This window comes from Pedobacter endophyticus (assembly GCF_015679185.1).
In the GTDB taxonomy this organism is placed as follows: domain Bacteria; phylum Bacteroidota; class Bacteroidia; order Sphingobacteriales; family Sphingobacteriaceae; genus Pedobacter; species Pedobacter endophyticus.
The window spans coordinates 4736330-4752602 of record NZ_CP064939.1 but is presented as its reverse complement, the minus strand read 5'-3'; the positions used below and the strand labels follow the sequence as shown (position 1 = coordinate 4752602).

The following is a 16273-nucleotide window of genomic DNA, read 5'->3' as shown; positions in this document are numbered from 1 at the left end:
TTATGCCGGCTTACGCTTGGGCCGTGGGGCCGCCAAAGCCCATCGGGAACGGAGGTTCATCTTGTGCTTTAATGCGTCCGTTTACAGCTTCAAACTTTTGGATGTTATCGTCCAGAGCGTTTAACAGTCGCTTTGCATGTTCAGGTGTTAAAATAATTCTCGATTTAACTTTGGCCTTTGGTATGCCGGGCATTACGCGAATAAAATCGAGTACAAACTCAGTATTTGAATGCGTGATGATGGCAAGGTTAGAAAAAATTCCCTCTGCTATCTCTTCAGATAATTCGATATTTAATTGATTTTCGTTTTGTTGCTCTTCCATAAATCAAAAGTAAAGAATCTTGAGTAACGAACGGCGTAATTAACCCATCTTTATTAAGAAATTTTTAAGATCATGTTACTACGTCGTGCATAGGCGTTTTGTTGAATGAGGCGACTCATTTAATGACTTCAAAAGTTCTTCACTCATCAAAAATGTAACTACTTATTTAATAATGGTTTTACACGTTGCAGCATATCGGCGGCGGTAATAGTTGATAAATTTTTTATCTCGAAGTTTCCTAATGCCTCATTTAGCTCGTTAAGTGCCGAGGTATTGCTGGTTTTGGCGTAAAGCGCCTGTAGTTGCTTAATCTTCTCGAAGTCTTGTCCCCCTTCTATCAACTTCTCAAATCTTACAGATGTTAATGGCCCAGGATAAATCATATAGGTATCACCGGCTGGCCAGGCGGTAAAACGAGTGTCGGCTAACGGGTTTTTTGTCCAGCTATTAAAGGCCCAACGCACATAACCATCCATATTTTTGTTTGCGGTATACCAGCCCATCCATACCTGTTCGGCGGGCGAAGAAAAGCTAAATGCATTTGGATAAGGCTCTGTACAGCACGTATACCAGGTACTGGTTTTGCCTTGTTGCTTGCGTTTCTGCAATATATCCGCAGGAAACTCGAACCGTGAGGCGATACAGTAATTGTCGATATCTGCTTCTATCTCTTGATGATACTCTCCCGCTAAGGCAACTTTCCATTTTGGATCGACGCTTTTTAAAAGTTTGATTACAGCCTGCATGGCCTCCATCGGGCGTTCGTCCATGGCAATATATGTTTTTGCAAACCAGTTTTTCGCTTTCAAATGTTTAGTAAAGTCGGTTAGCATTGTTTTCCAAAAAACATTATAAGCAGGAGTTCCAATGGCGTCGGTAAACAAGGCTTGCTTTTGCAATGCTTCGTCCCAATAGGTAAAAGCAATTTTCCACGGCACCATGCTGTAACAGTTAATGTTTTTATCGATGCCCGTAGTCATTACAAAAGCGACGTATTTATCAAACAAGCTGTAATCGTACATCCAACTGCCGTCTTTTTTCTTCGTCCATTTAACTAAGCTCGGGTAATCGTCGTACGTTTGATGCCCCCAAGGCTCATCGACAATACTGGCTGTGATGGTTTTTTGCCCGGCATTGGCCAACATCACATAATAAGGCTTCATTAGTGCGAAGTGTTCATCACTCCATAATTTTACCTGATGCACCCTCGCAATGGCTGCAGGGTGTTGCCACAAATCTAAGTCGTATTTCCACGCACTTGGTGGAGGCAATGTTCTATCCAACACCCGAATTTTAACTGGCAGCTTGTACTCCTTTTGGCCGTTAACTTGAATCGTACCTGAGTAAATTCCTGTTTTTGTATTTGTAGGAACGGTTATACTGAGCCAAACGGGCTGGGTATTTTTGGCATCGATAACAATTGTTTTCGTTTTGGTATCAATTAAATCGGCAACGTACGATGAATCAAAGTCTGCAGGTTTGCGGTAACCACAGCCGTTTTTAAATTCATCGGTAATTACATATTTAATTGCCCCGGTAGAGATATTTTCTTTTTCAATACTGTTGCCCTGTTCATCCTTTAAATCGGAAACTTCTATGCTGAGCTTAGCGACAGATTCCTTTGCCCAAAGCAAAAGTTGGGTGTGTATTTTTTCGCCTTTCCACGCTGTGGTTGACCACGACTGTTGATGTTGAACTGCTGGAGGTATTTCTTTTGCAAACCGAACATTACTGTTTGCAAAACTGATATTTAAGCCGTCGGCGGTATTTGCCCATTGTTTGTTCAAGCTCTCTTTATCGGGCAGCTTCGATTTTTGAATGGCTATGCTTGCATCTTGAGCGAAGCCCGATAGGCTACAGCCCATTACTAAAATCATCAATAAATACTTCATAAACCTAAGTTAATGAAAGCAATCGAAATAAATTCAGGAGATTAAAATGGTATCGATACGCAAACGTTTGATAGATTGTAACGATATTGATGGAGAAATTATTGGTATTTAGTCATTTGATAAATAATAACGGGTTGCCTATATTCATCGGATGACCAGCCAGTGCACGACATTTCGACGAGGAACGAGATGTCAGTGAACCTGCTGGCACAATTTGAACTTAAAGATTTCTCGGCTGCGCTCGAAAAGACGATTCGCTCCGCCGTCATCTCGACTGAAACGGAGAGATCTTTGTAATTAGTGGTTGGCGTTTGGATGAAAAGATGCTTCTTAAGGTTGACTCCTATGCCAGTCGAATGACGGTAAAAAAGTGGTATCGCCTGTTCTTCTGTCTATTTATCAATAAACATCGCAATTACTCCAACGGAGACAGCAATTTGACCGACCGAAAAAATAAACATCCATTTTATGATATTAGCTTTAGTATTAGCCAATGCTTGATTTGTATTAGCGATATCATCCTTCGTGGCCAAAATCTCGCGTTTGTTATCAAACTCGGTTTTTACTTCTTCTTTTACGAAAGCAACCAATTGCTCGGCTTCTTTCTCTCCGAGCTTTGCTTTTAATATTTGAAAAAGTTGTATTTCGGTAACAATCAAATGTTTAGTTTTTTATTAAAGCTACAAAATTTATTCCAAATGAAAAAGTTAGTCATCCGATGAATAATAGCCAGTCGCAGATATTCATCGGATGACTAGACAATGTACGTCATCCGATCGCTATCGGATTCGACAAGGAACGAGGAGAAATCTGTTTCCTATAGGGTACCGTCCTTTCCCACTCACTCCACCCTCTTTTTGGCAGTGGGTTGTTGGCGTTCAGTGTTACATCGCTTGGGGATCCTTCGTGCCTCAGGATGACAACTCAGGCAAATTACGCGTAACAAAAAAGGGTTGTTTCTTTTGGAAACAACCCTTTTTATATGGTTTTCGATATGCTTACGCTTCTACTTCTTCTTGTTTCGAAGCTAATAATTTATCGTATTCTTCTTGCGAACCAACGATGATTCTTTCGTAACCACGTACACCAGTACCTGAAGGGATTAAGTGACCAACGATCACGTTTTCTTTCAAGCCTAACATATTATCGCGTTTACCTGCAATCGCTGCCTCATTTAATACTTTCGTAGTTTCTTGGAACGAAGCCGCAGAAATGAACGATTTAGTACCTAATGATGCACGTGTAATACCTTGTAAGATAGAACTTGCAGTTGCTGGTCTTGCATCTCTAACCGTAATCTGTTTTAAATCTTTACGTTTCAATTGAGAATTTTCGTCTCTTAATCTACGCAATGATACAATTTGACCCGGCTTGAAATCAGTTGAGTCACCTGCATCTTCAACAACTTTCTTGTCGTACATGGCATCGTTCTCGTCTGCAAAATCCCAACGATCTACTGCGTTGTTCTCTAAGAAAATGGTATCTCCCGGATCTTCGATGTGAACTTTCTGCATCATTTGGTGAACAATTACCTCAAAGTGCTTATCGTTAATTTTCACACCTTGCAAACGGTAAACTTCTTGAATACCATTTACTAAGTATTCTTGAACCGCTGCCGGGCCTTTAATTGATAAGATATCTGCCGGAGAAATTGAACCATCTGATAAAGGCATACCTGCTTTCACAAAGTCATTATCCTGTACAAGGATGTGTTTAGACAATGGAACAAGGTATTTTTTAATTTCACCATCTTTCGATTCGATTGTAATCTCGCGATTACCACGTTTAACACCACCTAAGGTTACTACACCATCAATTTCGGTTACTACCGCTGGGTTTGATGGATTACGCGCCTCAAATAACTCAGTTACACGAGGTAAACCACCGGTAATATCTCGGGTTTTACCAGTTGCACGAGGTATTTTGGCAATAATCTGACCGGTTTGGATAGCCTCGCCTTCATCAACTGAAACGTGGGCGCCTACCGGAATGTTATAACCTTTGATGAACTCACCTTTCTTATCAACGATTTGAACGGATGGGTTTTTGGTTTTATCACGTGTATCGATAATTACTTTTTCACGGTGACCAGTTTGCTCATCTGATTCTTCACGGAAGGTAACACCTTCTATAATGGCATCAAATTGTGCTTTACCGGCAAACTCCGAAAGGATAACCGCGTTGTACGGATCCCACGAACAGATTTTATCGCCTTTTGATAATTTATCGCCTTCTTTAACAAATAGAAACGCACCATAAGGAATGTTGTTGGTAACGATAACTCTACCGCTTCCTGGCTCAACAATTCTAAACTCACCTGAACGGCCCAATACAACTTGCACTGTCCCATCTTCGGTTTGTGTATCTACCGTACGGATGTTTTCAAACTCGATAACACCATCAAATTTCGCTACGATGTTTGATTCTGCGGCAATGTTGGATGCAGTACCACCCACGTGGAAAGTACGAAGTGTTAACTGTGTACCCGGCTCACCGATTGATTGTGCTGCAATTACACCAACTGCCTCACCTCGCTGAACACGTTTACCAGATGCCAGGTTACGACCGTAACATAATGCACAAACACCACGTTTAGATTCGCAAGTTAATACCGACCGAATTTCGATTCCCTCTAACGGAGATTCTTCGATGGCTTTGGCTACATCTTCATCAATATCCTGACCTGCTGCAACCAATAACTCGTTATTTAACGGATTGTATACATCGTGTAACGAAGTACGACCTAAAATACGTTCGTATAATGGCTCAACAATATCTTCCTGATCTTTCAATGCGGTAGTGTACATACCTCTTAAGGTACCACAATCGTCATCATTAACAATCATATCTTGGGCAACATCATGTAAACGACGGGTTAAGTAACCCGCATCGGCCGTTTTCAACGCCGTATCTGCCAAACCTTTACGAGCACCGTGGGTAGAGATAAAGTACTCTAATACGGATAAGCCTTCTTTAAAGTTTGATAAAATCGGGTTTTCGATAATATCGCCACCTGAACCTGATTTTTGAGGTTTCGCCATCAAACCACGCATTCCGCAAAGCTGACGAATCTGCTCTTTAGAACCACGGGCTCCTGAATCAAGCATCATGTAAACCGAGTTGAAACCTTGGTTATCTGATGATAACTGGTTCATTACGAAAGTGGTTAACCTGTTGTTGATACGGGTCCAGATATCGATAATCTGGTTGTAACGCTCGTTGTTGGTAATGAAACCCATGTTATAGTTGTTTCTTACCTCTTCAACTTCGTTAGCGGCTTGCTCTAATAAAGTGTGTTTCTCAACCGGAATGTTTACGTCTTGTAAGTTGAACGATAAACCTCCCTGGAATGCCATACGGAAACCTAATTCCTTTATATCATCCAAGAATTGAGATGCACGAGCCATACCAGTCATTTTAACTACCTCACCGATAATATCTCTTAACGATTTCTTAGTTAATAATTCATTGATATAACCTACTTCTTCTGGAACCAATTGGTTAAATAATACTCTACCAACTGTAGTTTCTGTTAATTTATTAACGATTGAACCGTCGTTTTGCTTAACGTTAACTCTTACTTTAATGAAAGCATGAAGATCTAATTCTTTCTCGTTGTAGGCAATAATTACCTCTTCTGGAGAATAGAAAGCAGAATCTTGTCCTTTTACCACTCTTGTTTCATCAGTTCTACGGCCTTTAGTAATGTAATAAAGACCCAAAACCATATCCTGCGATGGTACTGTAATTGGTGTACCGTTTGCAGGGTTTAAGATGTTGTGTGCAGCCAACATTAACACTTGGGCTTCCAAAATTGCGGCATTACCTAATGGTAAGTGCACGGCCATCTGGTCACCATCAAAATCGGCGTTGAATGCAGTACAAACTAATGGGTGTAACTGGATTGCTTTTCCTTCGATTAGTTTTGGCTGGAAAGCCTGAATACCGAGTCTGTGTAGCGTAGGTGCACGGTTTAGTAATACCGGGTGACCTTTCAATACGTTTTCTAAGATATCCCAAACTAATGGATCTTTTCTATCAACGATTTTCTTTGCAGATTTAACTGTTTTTACCACACCACGCTCAATCATTTTACGAATGATGAATGGTTTGTAAAGCTCAGCAGCCATATCTTTGGGAATACCGCACTCGTGTAACTTAAGGCTAGGCCCTACAACAATTACCGAACGAGCTGAATAATCCACACGTTTACCTAGTAAGTTTTGACGGAAACGACCTTGTTTACCTTTCAAAATATCTGAAAGTGATTTTAAGGCACGATTACCCTCGGTTTTTACCGCGTTTACTTTACGTGAGTTATCGAACAACGAATCTACAGCTTCCTGCAGCATACGTTTCTCGTTACGTAAAATTACCTCTGGTGCTTTGATCTCGATCAAACGCTTTAAACGATTGTTACGGATAATTACACGACGGTATAAATCATTTAAATCGGAAGTAGCGAAACGACCACCTTCTAATGGTACTAACGGACGTAATTCTGGCGGAATAACCGGAACGATTTTTACAATCATCCACTCTGGGCGATTCTCGATACGTGTATTAGCGCCACGGAAAGCCTCTACAACCTGAAGACGTTTTAAGGCCTCATTTTTACGTTGTTGAGATGTTTCGTTTGCTGCCTGGTGACGTAAATCATAAGATAAAGTATCTAAATCAATACGTTTTAATAAGTCTTCTAATGCTTCAGCACCCATTTTGGCGATGAATTTATTAGGGTCTTTATCATCTAAGTATTGGTTTTCTTTAGGTAATTTATCTAAGATATCTAAATATTCTTCTTCGGTTAAGAAGTCCATATAGTTGATACCTTCTTCGGCCATTAAGCCCGATTGAATAACTACGTAACGCTCGTAATAGATAATTAAATCGAGTTTTTTAGTAGGTAAACCTAATAAATAACCGATTTTGTTTGGTAAAGAACGGAAATACCAGATGTGCGCAACAGGAACCACCAAAGCGATGTGTCCCATACGCTCACGACGTACTTTCTTTTCTGTTACTTCAACACCACAACGATCGCAAACGATACCCTTGTAACGGATACGTTTGTATTTACCGCAATGACATTCGTAATCTTTTACCGGACCAAAAATACGCTCACAGAACAAACCATCACGTTCAGGTTTGTAAGTACGGTAGTTAATGGTTTCTGGTTTCAACACCTCACCGCTAGAGCGTTCCAAAATAATCTCTGGAGACGACAGGCTAATGGTAATGGACGTGAAATTGCTTTTTAATTTATTATCCTTTTTGTAAGACATACTTTTTAAGGTTAAAGGCGGAAGGCGGAAGGTGTAAGGTGTAGGGCGCTTAAACCCTTTACCTTATACCTTATACCTTATACCTTATTATTAGTCTAATGTAATATCTAAACCTAAACCGCGTAACTCATGTACCAATACGTTAAACGATTCTGGTACACCTGGTGTTGGTAGGTTTTCACCTTTAACAATGGCTTCGTAAGTTTTGGCTCTTCCGATTACATCATCCGATTTAACGGTTAAGATCTCTTGAAGAATATTAGCTGCACCGAATGCCTCTAATGCCCAAACCTCCATCTCACCAAAACGCTGACCACCGAACTGGGCTTTACCACCCAATGGTTGTTGTGTAATTAATGAGTATGGTCCGATTGAACGGGCGTGCATCTTATCATCAACCATGTGACCTAGTTTCAACATGTAGATAATACCTACTGTTGTAGTCTGATCGAAACGCTCACCTGTTAAACCGTTGTATAAGTAGGTTTTTCCTGAAGCCGGAACGTTTGCTTTAGCAATCCATTCTTCTACCTCATCGTGGGTAGCACCATCAAAAATCGGGGTAGCGAATTTCACGCCCAATTCTTTACCGGCCCATGCCAATACGGTTTCGTAAATCTGACCAAGGTTCATACGTGATGGTACACCCAGCGGGTTCAACACGATATCAACCGGGCTACCATCGGCCAAGAAAGGCATATCTTCATCACGTACAATACGTGCAACAATACCTTTGTTACCGTGGCGACCTGCCATTTTATCACCTACTTTTAACTTACGTTTTTTAGCAACATACACTTTTGCCATTTGTACAATACCCGATGGAAGCTCATCACCTACACTAATTGCGAATTTATCGCGTTTGTAAGCACCAAGTTCTTCGTTAACACGGATGCCGTAGTTATGAAGCAACATTTTAATCATTTCGTTCTTATCATCATCAGTAGTCCATTTGTTAGGGCTAATGTGATTATAATCAAGCTCTGATAAAATTTTCTGAGTGAATTTTGCACCTTTAGCGATCAACAATTCTTTGTAAATATTGAACACACCTTGGGATGTTTTTCCGTTTACAATAGTGAATAATTTATCAACTAATTCTGCCTTTAACTTCTCAGTAATGCTGTTGTAACCTTTGTCTAATTTCTCAATTGCCGATTTTTCCTCAGCTTTTGTAGTTTTCTTAGCACGGCTGAACAATTTGGTATCAATTACTACACCACGGATTGATGGAGGAGTTTTTAAAGACGCATCTTTAACATCACCTGCTTTATCACCAAAAATGGCACGTAATAATTTCTCTTCTGGCGACGGATCAGATTCTCCTTTTGGAGTGATCTTACCAATTAAGATATCACCTTCTTTTACTTCAGCACCAACACGGATAATACCATTTTCGTCAAGGTCTTTAGTAGCCTCTTCAGAAACGTTCGGGATATCTGGTGTTAATTCCTCTTCTCCACGTTTGGTATCACGTACTTCTAATTCAAACTCTTCAATATGCAATGAAGTGAAAACGTCATCACGAACAATACGCTCGTTAATTACAATCGCATCCTCAAAGTTGAAACCTTGCCAAGGCATAAATGCCACTTTCAGGTTTCTACCTAATGCCAACTCGCCATTTTCAGTTGCATAACCTTCGCAAAGCACTTGTCCTTTAGTCACTTTTTGGCCTTTTCTAACAATTGGCTTCAAGTTGATACAAGTATTCTGGTTGGTTTTTTTGAACTTAATTAAGCGGTATGTTTTGCTATCACCTTCAAATGAAACTAAACGATCATCTTCGTTACGTTCATATTTAATAGTGATTTCATTGGCATCTACATATTCTACTACACCGTTTCCTTCGGCATTGATCAAAGTTCTTGAGTCACGTGCAACGCGACCTTCTAAACCTGTACCAACGATTGGTGCTTCAGGACGTAACAATGGTACGGCCTGACGTTGCATGTTCGATCCCATCAAAGCCCTGTTCGCATCATCATGCTCCAAGAACGGAATCAACGAGGCAGCGATTGAGGTAATCTGGTTAGGTGCAACGTCCATCAAGTCTAATTTCTCAGGCTCAATAATCGGGAAGTCACCCTCGTAACGTGCTTTAACACGTGGCGTAATGAAGTTACCTTTATCATCGTACTCTGCATTAGCCTGAGCGATGGTTTTACCATCTTCATCTTCTGCAGATAAATAAATAACGTCTGAATCAACTACTACTTTACCTTCTTCAACGCGTTTGTAAGGTGTTTCGATGAAACCTAAATTGTTGATTTTTGCATGCACACAAAGTGATGAAATCAAACCAATGTTTGGTCCCTCAGGAGTTTCAATAGTACATAAACGACCGTAGTGGGTGTAGTGAACGTCACGCACCTCAAAACCAGCTCTTTCACGTGATAAACCACCTGGACCTAAAGCTGATAAACGGCGTTTGTGTGTAATCTCGGCCAATGGATTGGTTTGATCCATGAACTGAGATAACTGGTTTGTACCAAAGAAAGAGTTGATTACTGATGATAACGTACGGGCGTTGATCAAATCAGTTGGTGTAAACACCTCGTTATCTCTGATGTTCATACGCTCGCGGATTGTTCTGGCCATACGTGCCAAACCTACTCCGAATTGTGCGTACAATTGCTCACCTACCGTACGTACACGACGGTTTGATAAGTGGTCAATATCATCTACCTCTTCTTTAGAGTTGATCAATTTGATCAGGTACTTAACAATGGCAATAATATCTGCTTTTGTTAACACCTTTACATCATCCGGGGTATTCATTTTCAATTTACGGTTGATGCGGTAACGACCAACATCCCCTAAATCGTAACGTTTATCTGAAAAGAATAAACGATCAATGATACCACGTGCAGTTTCCTCATCAGGTGGTTCTGCGTTACGCAAAGCCCTATAGATGTTTTCTACGGCCTCTTTTTCGGAGTTCGATGTATCTTTTTGTAATGTATTATAAATAATGGTATAATCGGCCTGGCTAGCACCATCTTCTTTCGAAAGAATAATGGTTTTAACGCCTGCTTCAATTACCATATCAATGTGTTCGTCTTCTAAAACGGTTTCTCTTTCGAGAACAATTTCATTACGAGGTACCGATACTACTTCACCAGTATCTTCATCTACAAAATCTTCAACCCATGAACGAAGTACCCTTGCCGCCAGCTTACGACCGATGTATTTCTTTAAACCTGATTTGCTAACTTTTACTTCGTCAGCAAGATCGAAAAGTTCTAAGATGTCTTTATCAGAATCGTAACCGATAGCACGTAATAAAGTGGTAACCGGGAATTTTTTCTTACGATCGATGTAAGCGTACATGACGTTGTTAACGTCTGTAGCAAACTCGATCCATGAACCCTTGAAAGGAATAACACGTGCTGAGTACAATTTGGTTCCGTTGGTGTGACGGCTTTGGCCGAAGAACACGCCTGGCGAACGGTGCAATTGCGAAACGATAACACGTTCTGCACCGTTGATTACGAATGTACCTTTTGGTGTCATATACGGGATAGTACCTAAGTACACATCCTGAATAATGGTTTCAAAATCTTCATGTTCAACATCGTTACAAGAAAGCTTAAGCTTTGCCTTTAACGGAACATTGTAGGTTAATCCACGCTCAATACACTCGTGTATATCGTAACGTGGCGGATCCACAAAATAGTCAAGAAACTCCAATACGAAGATATTTCTTGAATCTGTGATTGGAAAGTTTTCAGCAAACACTTTAAACAAACCTTCGCTAGAGCGATCGTCTGATGTGGTGTCTATCTGGAAAAATTCTCTGAATGATTGCAATTGCACATCCAGAAAATCCGGATAGTCTATAATGTGCTTACTAGTTGCAAAATTTACTCTTTGTTCGACTGTCTTTGCCAATGGACTAAAAGATTTTAGTTTAAGAATAAACTATTTGTTTGGTTCGGGTTTTAAACAGTCTCATTAACCAAACAAAATGAGTTGTTTATAAACAGGTAAAGACACCGACATTTTCAGTCGGTGTCTGATACATTTTTAGCTTAGCTAAATTAAGTGATTACTTAATTTCAACTACTGCTCCAGCTTCTTCTAATTGTTTTTTAAGAGCTTCTGCTTCGTCTTTAGCAACACCAGCTTTTAATTCTTTTGGTGCACCATCAACTAAGTCTTTAGCTTCTTTCAAACCTAAACCAGTTAAGTCTTTAACAAGTTTTACAACTGCTAATTTCTGACCACCAGCTTCTTTTAAGATTACATCAAAAGATGTTTTTTCTGCAGCAGCAGCAGGTGCATCACCACCAGCAGCAGGACCAGCAACTACAGCAGCAGCTGCAGGCTCAATACCATACTCATCTTTTAAGATTTGAGCTAATTCATTAACTTCTTTTACTGTTAAGTTTACTAATTGCTCAGCAAACGCTTTTAAATCTGCCATTTTATTAAGATTTTAAAAATTTACGTGTGTAATAATTTTGTTTAATTTGCGAACTTAAGGTGTTCGTTAACCTTCTCTTTCTTGAAGAGTTTTAACAATTCCTGCAATTTTGCCTCCGCTTGATTTAAGCGCAGATACAACATTTTTCGCTGGTGATTGTAATAATCCAATGATATCGCCAATAAGCTCTTCTCTTGATTTTAAGCTTACTAAGTTATTCAATTGGTCATCGCCAACGTATACTGATGAATCTATAAATGCCGCTTTAAGCACAGGTTTATCAGATGTTTTTCTCAAAGCTTTAATCAACTTGGCCGGAGCGTTTGCTGTTTTTGAGAATAATAATGATGATGAACCTTTAAGGGCTTCGTATATCTCTGAAGCATCGCCTTCTAAACCTTCAATCGCTTTGCGGATTAAAGTGTTTTTGGCAACTTTCATTACGATATCGCTTTCGAAACATTTGCGACGGATGTTATTAATCTGCTCAACAGAAAGGCTAGAGGTATCAGCAATATAGAAATTGCCAAACTCTTGCATTTGTCCTTGTAGTTCTAAAACTACTTCGTTTTTTTCTTCTCTGTTCATGATTAAATCCCCGCTGATTTAGTTTCAATTGCAATCCCAGGACTCATTGTAGAAGACACGTGAATGCTCTTAAAATAAGTTCCTTTTGCAGCAGATGGTTTCAATTTAGAAATCACAGAGATAATCTCCATTGCGTTTTCATAAATTTTATCTGCTGGGAATGATACTTTTCCTATCGAGGCGTGTATGATACCCGTTTTGTCTACTTTAAAATCGATCTTACCTGCTTTAACCTCTGTTACAGCTTTACCAACTTCGTTAGTTACTGTACCAGATTTTGGGTTAGGCATTAAGTTCCTTGGACCTAAAACACGGCCCAATTTACCTACCTTAGCCATACAAGCTGGTGTAGTGATAATAATGTCTACATCGGTCCAACCACCTTCAATTTTAGCTACATACTCGTCTAAACCTACGAAGTCTGCACCAGCTGCTTTTGCTTCTTCTTCCTTATCAGGAGTTACCAAAGCTAAAACACGTACAGTTTTACCTGTTCCGTGTGGTAAAGTAGCAATACCACGTACCATTTGATTGGCTTTACGCGGATCTACACCTAAAGATACGTCAATATCAACTGAAGCATCGAATTTAGTCGTAGTGATTTCTTTTACCAAAGCAGCAGCATCCTTCAAAGAATAAGCTTTACCAGCCTCTATCTTAGCATGTGCCTTTTTTTGATTTTTAGTTAATTTCGCCACTGTTGTAAACTGTTTTTTAATTAATTTTTCCAGGGTGCGTCACCAGAAACGGTGATTCCCATACTGCGTGCTGTACCGGCAACCATACTCATTGCAGATTCGATTGTAAATGCATTTAAATCAGGCATTTTATCTTCAGCAATAACTTTAATCTGGTCCCAGGTCACCGATCCAACTTTTTTACGGTTAGGCTCAGCAGAACCACTCTGTAATTTAGTAGCGTCTTTTAACTGAACTGCTACCGGAGGGGTTTTGATGATGAAATCGAATGACTTATCAGCATAAACAGTAATTACAACCGGCAATACTTTACCTGCTTTATCTTGGGTACGAGCATTGTACTGTTTGCAAAACTCCATGATGTTTACCCCCTTAGCACCCAATGCAGGTCCTACTGGTGGCGATGGATTTGCAGCTCCGCCCTTGATCTGTAATTTGATCATTGCACTGATTTCTTTTGCCATTTTTTGTTTTTAATTTATTTAAAACTCAATGTTAAATAGTGGAAGCATGTAACATTTTATTTCCTTTTGAGGTAAGAGCATGAAGACATGTGGTTCTAGATTGTTTCCGTTCCTTAGCACATATTACCATCCTATTAAACCAAAAGGACTGCAAAGATAGGGATAATATAATTGAACCGCAATAGATTAAGTAAAATTTATTTTAGTGTTTTTTTTAATCCGTTGACTGAAGTCAACGGCAATGAAATGGAAAGCGCCAATCAAGTCATTGCATTAAAAAGAATTCGCTAGTTCAATCATTGCCCTATTAGTCCGGCAATGAAATGGAAATCGCTAATTTAGACAACGGGTTAAATATACAGCTCGCTAGTCCATTCATTGCCGTCAGTTTCAACTGACGGAAAACAAGGAAAATAAACAGCCCTAATTCAAAAACACCTCATCCACAAAAATCCATGCCGGCTCGCCCTTGCCCGGGTGCCAATCGGGAAGCTTTTTAAGGTTTTTGGCCACAATTTTAAGAAAGGAGATATTTTGAGGCTTAAATTTCGTTTCTACTTTTATTAATTCCCTTTCAGCACCTTTTTTTGTCGCTGCCGGCTTAACCTTGCCCAGCAAGCGTAATTTATTTTGTTGAGAACCGCCCCAAACCTCTACCTCTACCGGCGGAAAGATGTACGTTGGAACATGGCGCATTACGTTTAAAGCGACCGATTGGATTAGTACTGGCTTCTTGAAAACCAACAACGCTTCCATATTATTATCTTTAAAGCCTAACCATTTGCCAGAGTTGGTTTCAAAATCGCCCAACTGACCATCAGCGAGTATTTTTGATCCGCCTGCCTTATATTTAATATCTGGCCCCTGCAAAAACGCAATGGTATCGGCCTTTATGCTCGATTTATAAACATTTACACGCACCGTTTCGCTCCCGTACCAACCATCTTTATAGGCCTTAGCCTTTATCGTGGTATTCTCTTTAAACACAAGCGGTTTCTGATATAGCGTAGAATTTACGCTATCTGGTTCAGAACCATCTGTAGTATAGCGAATTTGAACCCCGTTTATGGGATGCTTGATGGCTAGCGACAGCGATGATTTGAAAACGGTAACCTCTGTTTTAAAGCTTGGTCTATTTAACATGATCGGATGCTTTCCATTATCTTTAAAACCAGAAACAACCTTTATGCTCGGGTATCCTTTTTGCAGTTGTGTGATATTGGCCTCGCTTAACCCAGCGTTCCAAACTACCAGTTTCTTCAAGCTTCTCATCTGCCCAAAGTCTTTTAAATAAACAGGATTTAGTTTCGTGCCTGATATGGATAGCTTATCCAAAAATTTTAAGGCTTGCAGCGCCTTGAGCCCCGAACCGGTAATATTGGTAAAGTTGAGGTTTAGCGTTCGTAAGTTTTCAAATTGAGCAATCGTTTTTAATTCGTCGTCCTTTAGCGGCATTCCCTTCACATCCAAAGAAACGATTTGCCTTTTTATGGGCTCCAATTCTTTCAGCACATTTGGGCTATAGGCATTTTTGTTGTAAATATTAACAGCCAATGCAGGCGAACCCTTGGCCAACGTATACACACCGCGATAGTTGTTGTTTAGCTTTTCGATGGTTTGGTTATCTGCTGCATCAAAATCATAATTTTCTTCAGATGATTCTGCTGGTGCTAAAAAAGTAGTTGCCAAAATTCTTAAAGAATCTTGGGCGGGCAAATCGATTACTTTTTTCTTGGTCTCGGCATTTTCCTTAATCCACAAGTTTAGTAAGGCAATTTCCTCATCCGTTAATTGATTTTTTCCCCTGGGTGGCATGTGCTTTTTATCATCTTCGGGCAGATGTATCCGCTCTAGGAGCAAGCTGATTTTGGGGTTACCGGCAACAAACAGTTTTCCGCTTTTTCCTCCCTTTAGCATGGCCGTTAAATTATCGACCCTTAAGCCGCCCTTTGCCTTTTCGAGATTATGACAGCTGAGGCATTTTTGCGAAAATATGGGCAGGATTACGTCATCAAATATCTTGGCCTGCTCTACAGGTATCTTGGGCAGTGTTCGGGCTAAAGTTACCGGTTCGAGTATAAAGTTTTCGCCATGCGTTAAAGATGCACCGTAATGCCCAGCTGCGATTAAACAAAAGGTTATTAGTATTGCACCTAACCGGGCAACTTTCACTTTATACCATGAGGCGTTCCTGAACCAATACACAATCGAGGCTACAAAAACGATGCTTACACCGGTCCACTTGTGCCATTGTAAAAGCGAGCCCGAATAGCCGTCTTCCCTAGCCAAAAACAGACCCATAATTACGGTAAGGGCCGAAAAAAGTGTTCCTGAAAGTAGCAAACCAGAGGTGAAGTTTTGGTATAGCTGCTCTTTAACATAGGCCGCCTTGAACCTAAAAAACTCCATCAACATGGCCAAAAAAAGCAGCACGATTGGAAAATGCAGCACTAAGGGATGCATTCTACCAAAAGGCACCAGCCAGTACGGAACATCTATCTTATCACTAAAAACGAGTAAAAAAACGATAAAAACGTTAGCAGCAAATAGTAAATGTTCTGCAATACTTTTAAAAGTAATCTTCATAAAATGGGT

The 16273-nt window shown here is 40.1% G+C and carries 10 protein-coding genes; all 10 read right to left on the bottom strand.

The window, feature by feature from the left end; translation table 11 throughout:
- Nucleotides 1-10: 10 nt before the first annotated feature.
- The 10 genes from IZT61_RS19440 to IZT61_RS19395 all read right to left on the bottom strand — a co-directional run bounded on the left by IZT61_RS19440 (nt 11) and on the right by IZT61_RS19395 (nt 16264).
- Nucleotides 11-322: a DUF3467 domain-containing protein gene (locus IZT61_RS19440; RefSeq protein WP_196098665.1), complete on the bottom strand. Its 312-nt coding sequence runs from the start codon at nt 320-322 to the stop codon at nt 11-13.
- A gap of 158 nt (nt 323-480) precedes the next feature.
- Nucleotides 481-2214, bottom strand: a complete 1734-nt coding sequence (locus IZT61_RS19435) for a DUF4091 domain-containing protein (protein ID WP_196098664.1) — start codon at nt 2212-2214, stop codon at nt 481-483.
- A gap of 392 nt (nt 2215-2606) precedes the next feature.
- The gene (locus IZT61_RS19430) at nt 2607-2873 is read right to left on the bottom strand and encodes a hypothetical protein (RefSeq protein ID WP_196098663.1); all 267 of its coding nucleotides are present in this window, start codon (nt 2871-2873) and stop codon (nt 2607-2609) included.
- A 339-nt stretch (nt 2874-3212) separates the two neighbouring features.
- Nucleotides 3213-7499 (bottom strand): DNA-directed RNA polymerase subunit beta', encoded by a 4287-nt coding sequence (gene rpoC / locus IZT61_RS19425; protein WP_196098662.1) that lies wholly within the window; start codon nt 7497-7499, stop codon nt 3213-3215.
- A 90-nt stretch (nt 7500-7589) separates the two neighbouring features.
- The gene (gene rpoB, locus IZT61_RS19420) at nt 7590-11393 is read right to left on the bottom strand and encodes a DNA-directed RNA polymerase subunit beta (RefSeq protein WP_196098661.1); all 3804 of its coding nucleotides are present in this window, start codon (nt 11391-11393) and stop codon (nt 7590-7592) included.
- Nucleotides 11394-11550: 157 nt separating this feature from the next.
- Nucleotides 11551-11928 (bottom strand): 50S ribosomal protein L7/L12, encoded by a 378-nt coding sequence (gene rplL / locus IZT61_RS19415; RefSeq protein ID WP_010601097.1) that lies wholly within the window; start codon nt 11926-11928, stop codon nt 11551-11553.
- A 66-nt stretch (nt 11929-11994) separates the two neighbouring features.
- A complete protein-coding gene (gene rplJ, locus IZT61_RS19410) occupies nt 11995-12516 on the bottom strand; it encodes a 50S ribosomal protein L10 (protein WP_196098660.1) in 522 nt (173 codons plus the stop codon).
- Nucleotides 12517-12518: 2 nt separating this feature from the next.
- A complete protein-coding gene (rplA, locus tag IZT61_RS19405) occupies nt 12519-13214 on the bottom strand; it encodes a 50S ribosomal protein L1 (RefSeq protein WP_196098659.1) in 696 nt (231 codons plus the stop codon).
- Nucleotides 13215-13234: 20 nt separating this feature from the next.
- Nucleotides 13235-13678, bottom strand: coding sequence for a 50S ribosomal protein L11 (rplK, locus tag IZT61_RS19400; protein WP_196098658.1), 444 nt, complete (start codon nt 13676-13678; stop codon nt 13235-13237).
- A 423-nt stretch (nt 13679-14101) separates the two neighbouring features.
- Complete coding sequence (locus IZT61_RS19395; RefSeq protein WP_196098657.1) at nt 14102-16264, bottom strand: FN3 associated domain-containing protein; 2163 nt, start codon at nt 16262-16264, stop codon at nt 14102-14104.
- Nucleotides 16265-16273 lie beyond the last annotated feature (9 nt).

What these genes read in the sequence shown, in the direction of transcription:
- rpoC (WP_196098662.1), bottom strand. Translation starts at nt 7,499, where the DNA reads ATGTCTTACAAAAAGGATAATAAATTAAAAAGCAATTTCACGTCCATT.
- rplJ (WP_196098660.1), bottom strand. Translation starts at nt 12,516, where the DNA reads ATGAACAGAGAAGAAAAAAACGAAGTAGTTTTAGAACTACAAGGACAA.
- IZT61_RS19435 (WP_196098664.1), bottom strand. Translation starts at nt 2,214, where the DNA reads ATGAAGTATTTATTGATGATTTTAGTAATGGGCTGTAGCCTATCGGGC.
- rplK (WP_196098658.1), bottom strand. Translation starts at nt 13,678, where the DNA reads ATGGCAAAAGAAATCAGTGCAATGATCAAATTACAGATCAAGGGCGGA.
- rplL (WP_010601097.1), bottom strand. Translation starts at nt 11,928, where the DNA reads ATGGCAGATTTAAAAGCGTTTGCTGAGCAATTAGTAAACTTAACAGTA.
- IZT61_RS19440 (WP_196098665.1), bottom strand. Translation starts at nt 322, where the DNA reads ATGGAAGAGCAACAAAACGAAAATCAATTAAATATCGAATTATCTGAA.
- IZT61_RS19395 (WP_196098657.1), bottom strand. Translation starts at nt 16,264, where the DNA reads ATGAAGATTACTTTTAAAAGTATTGCAGAACATTTACTATTTGCTGCT.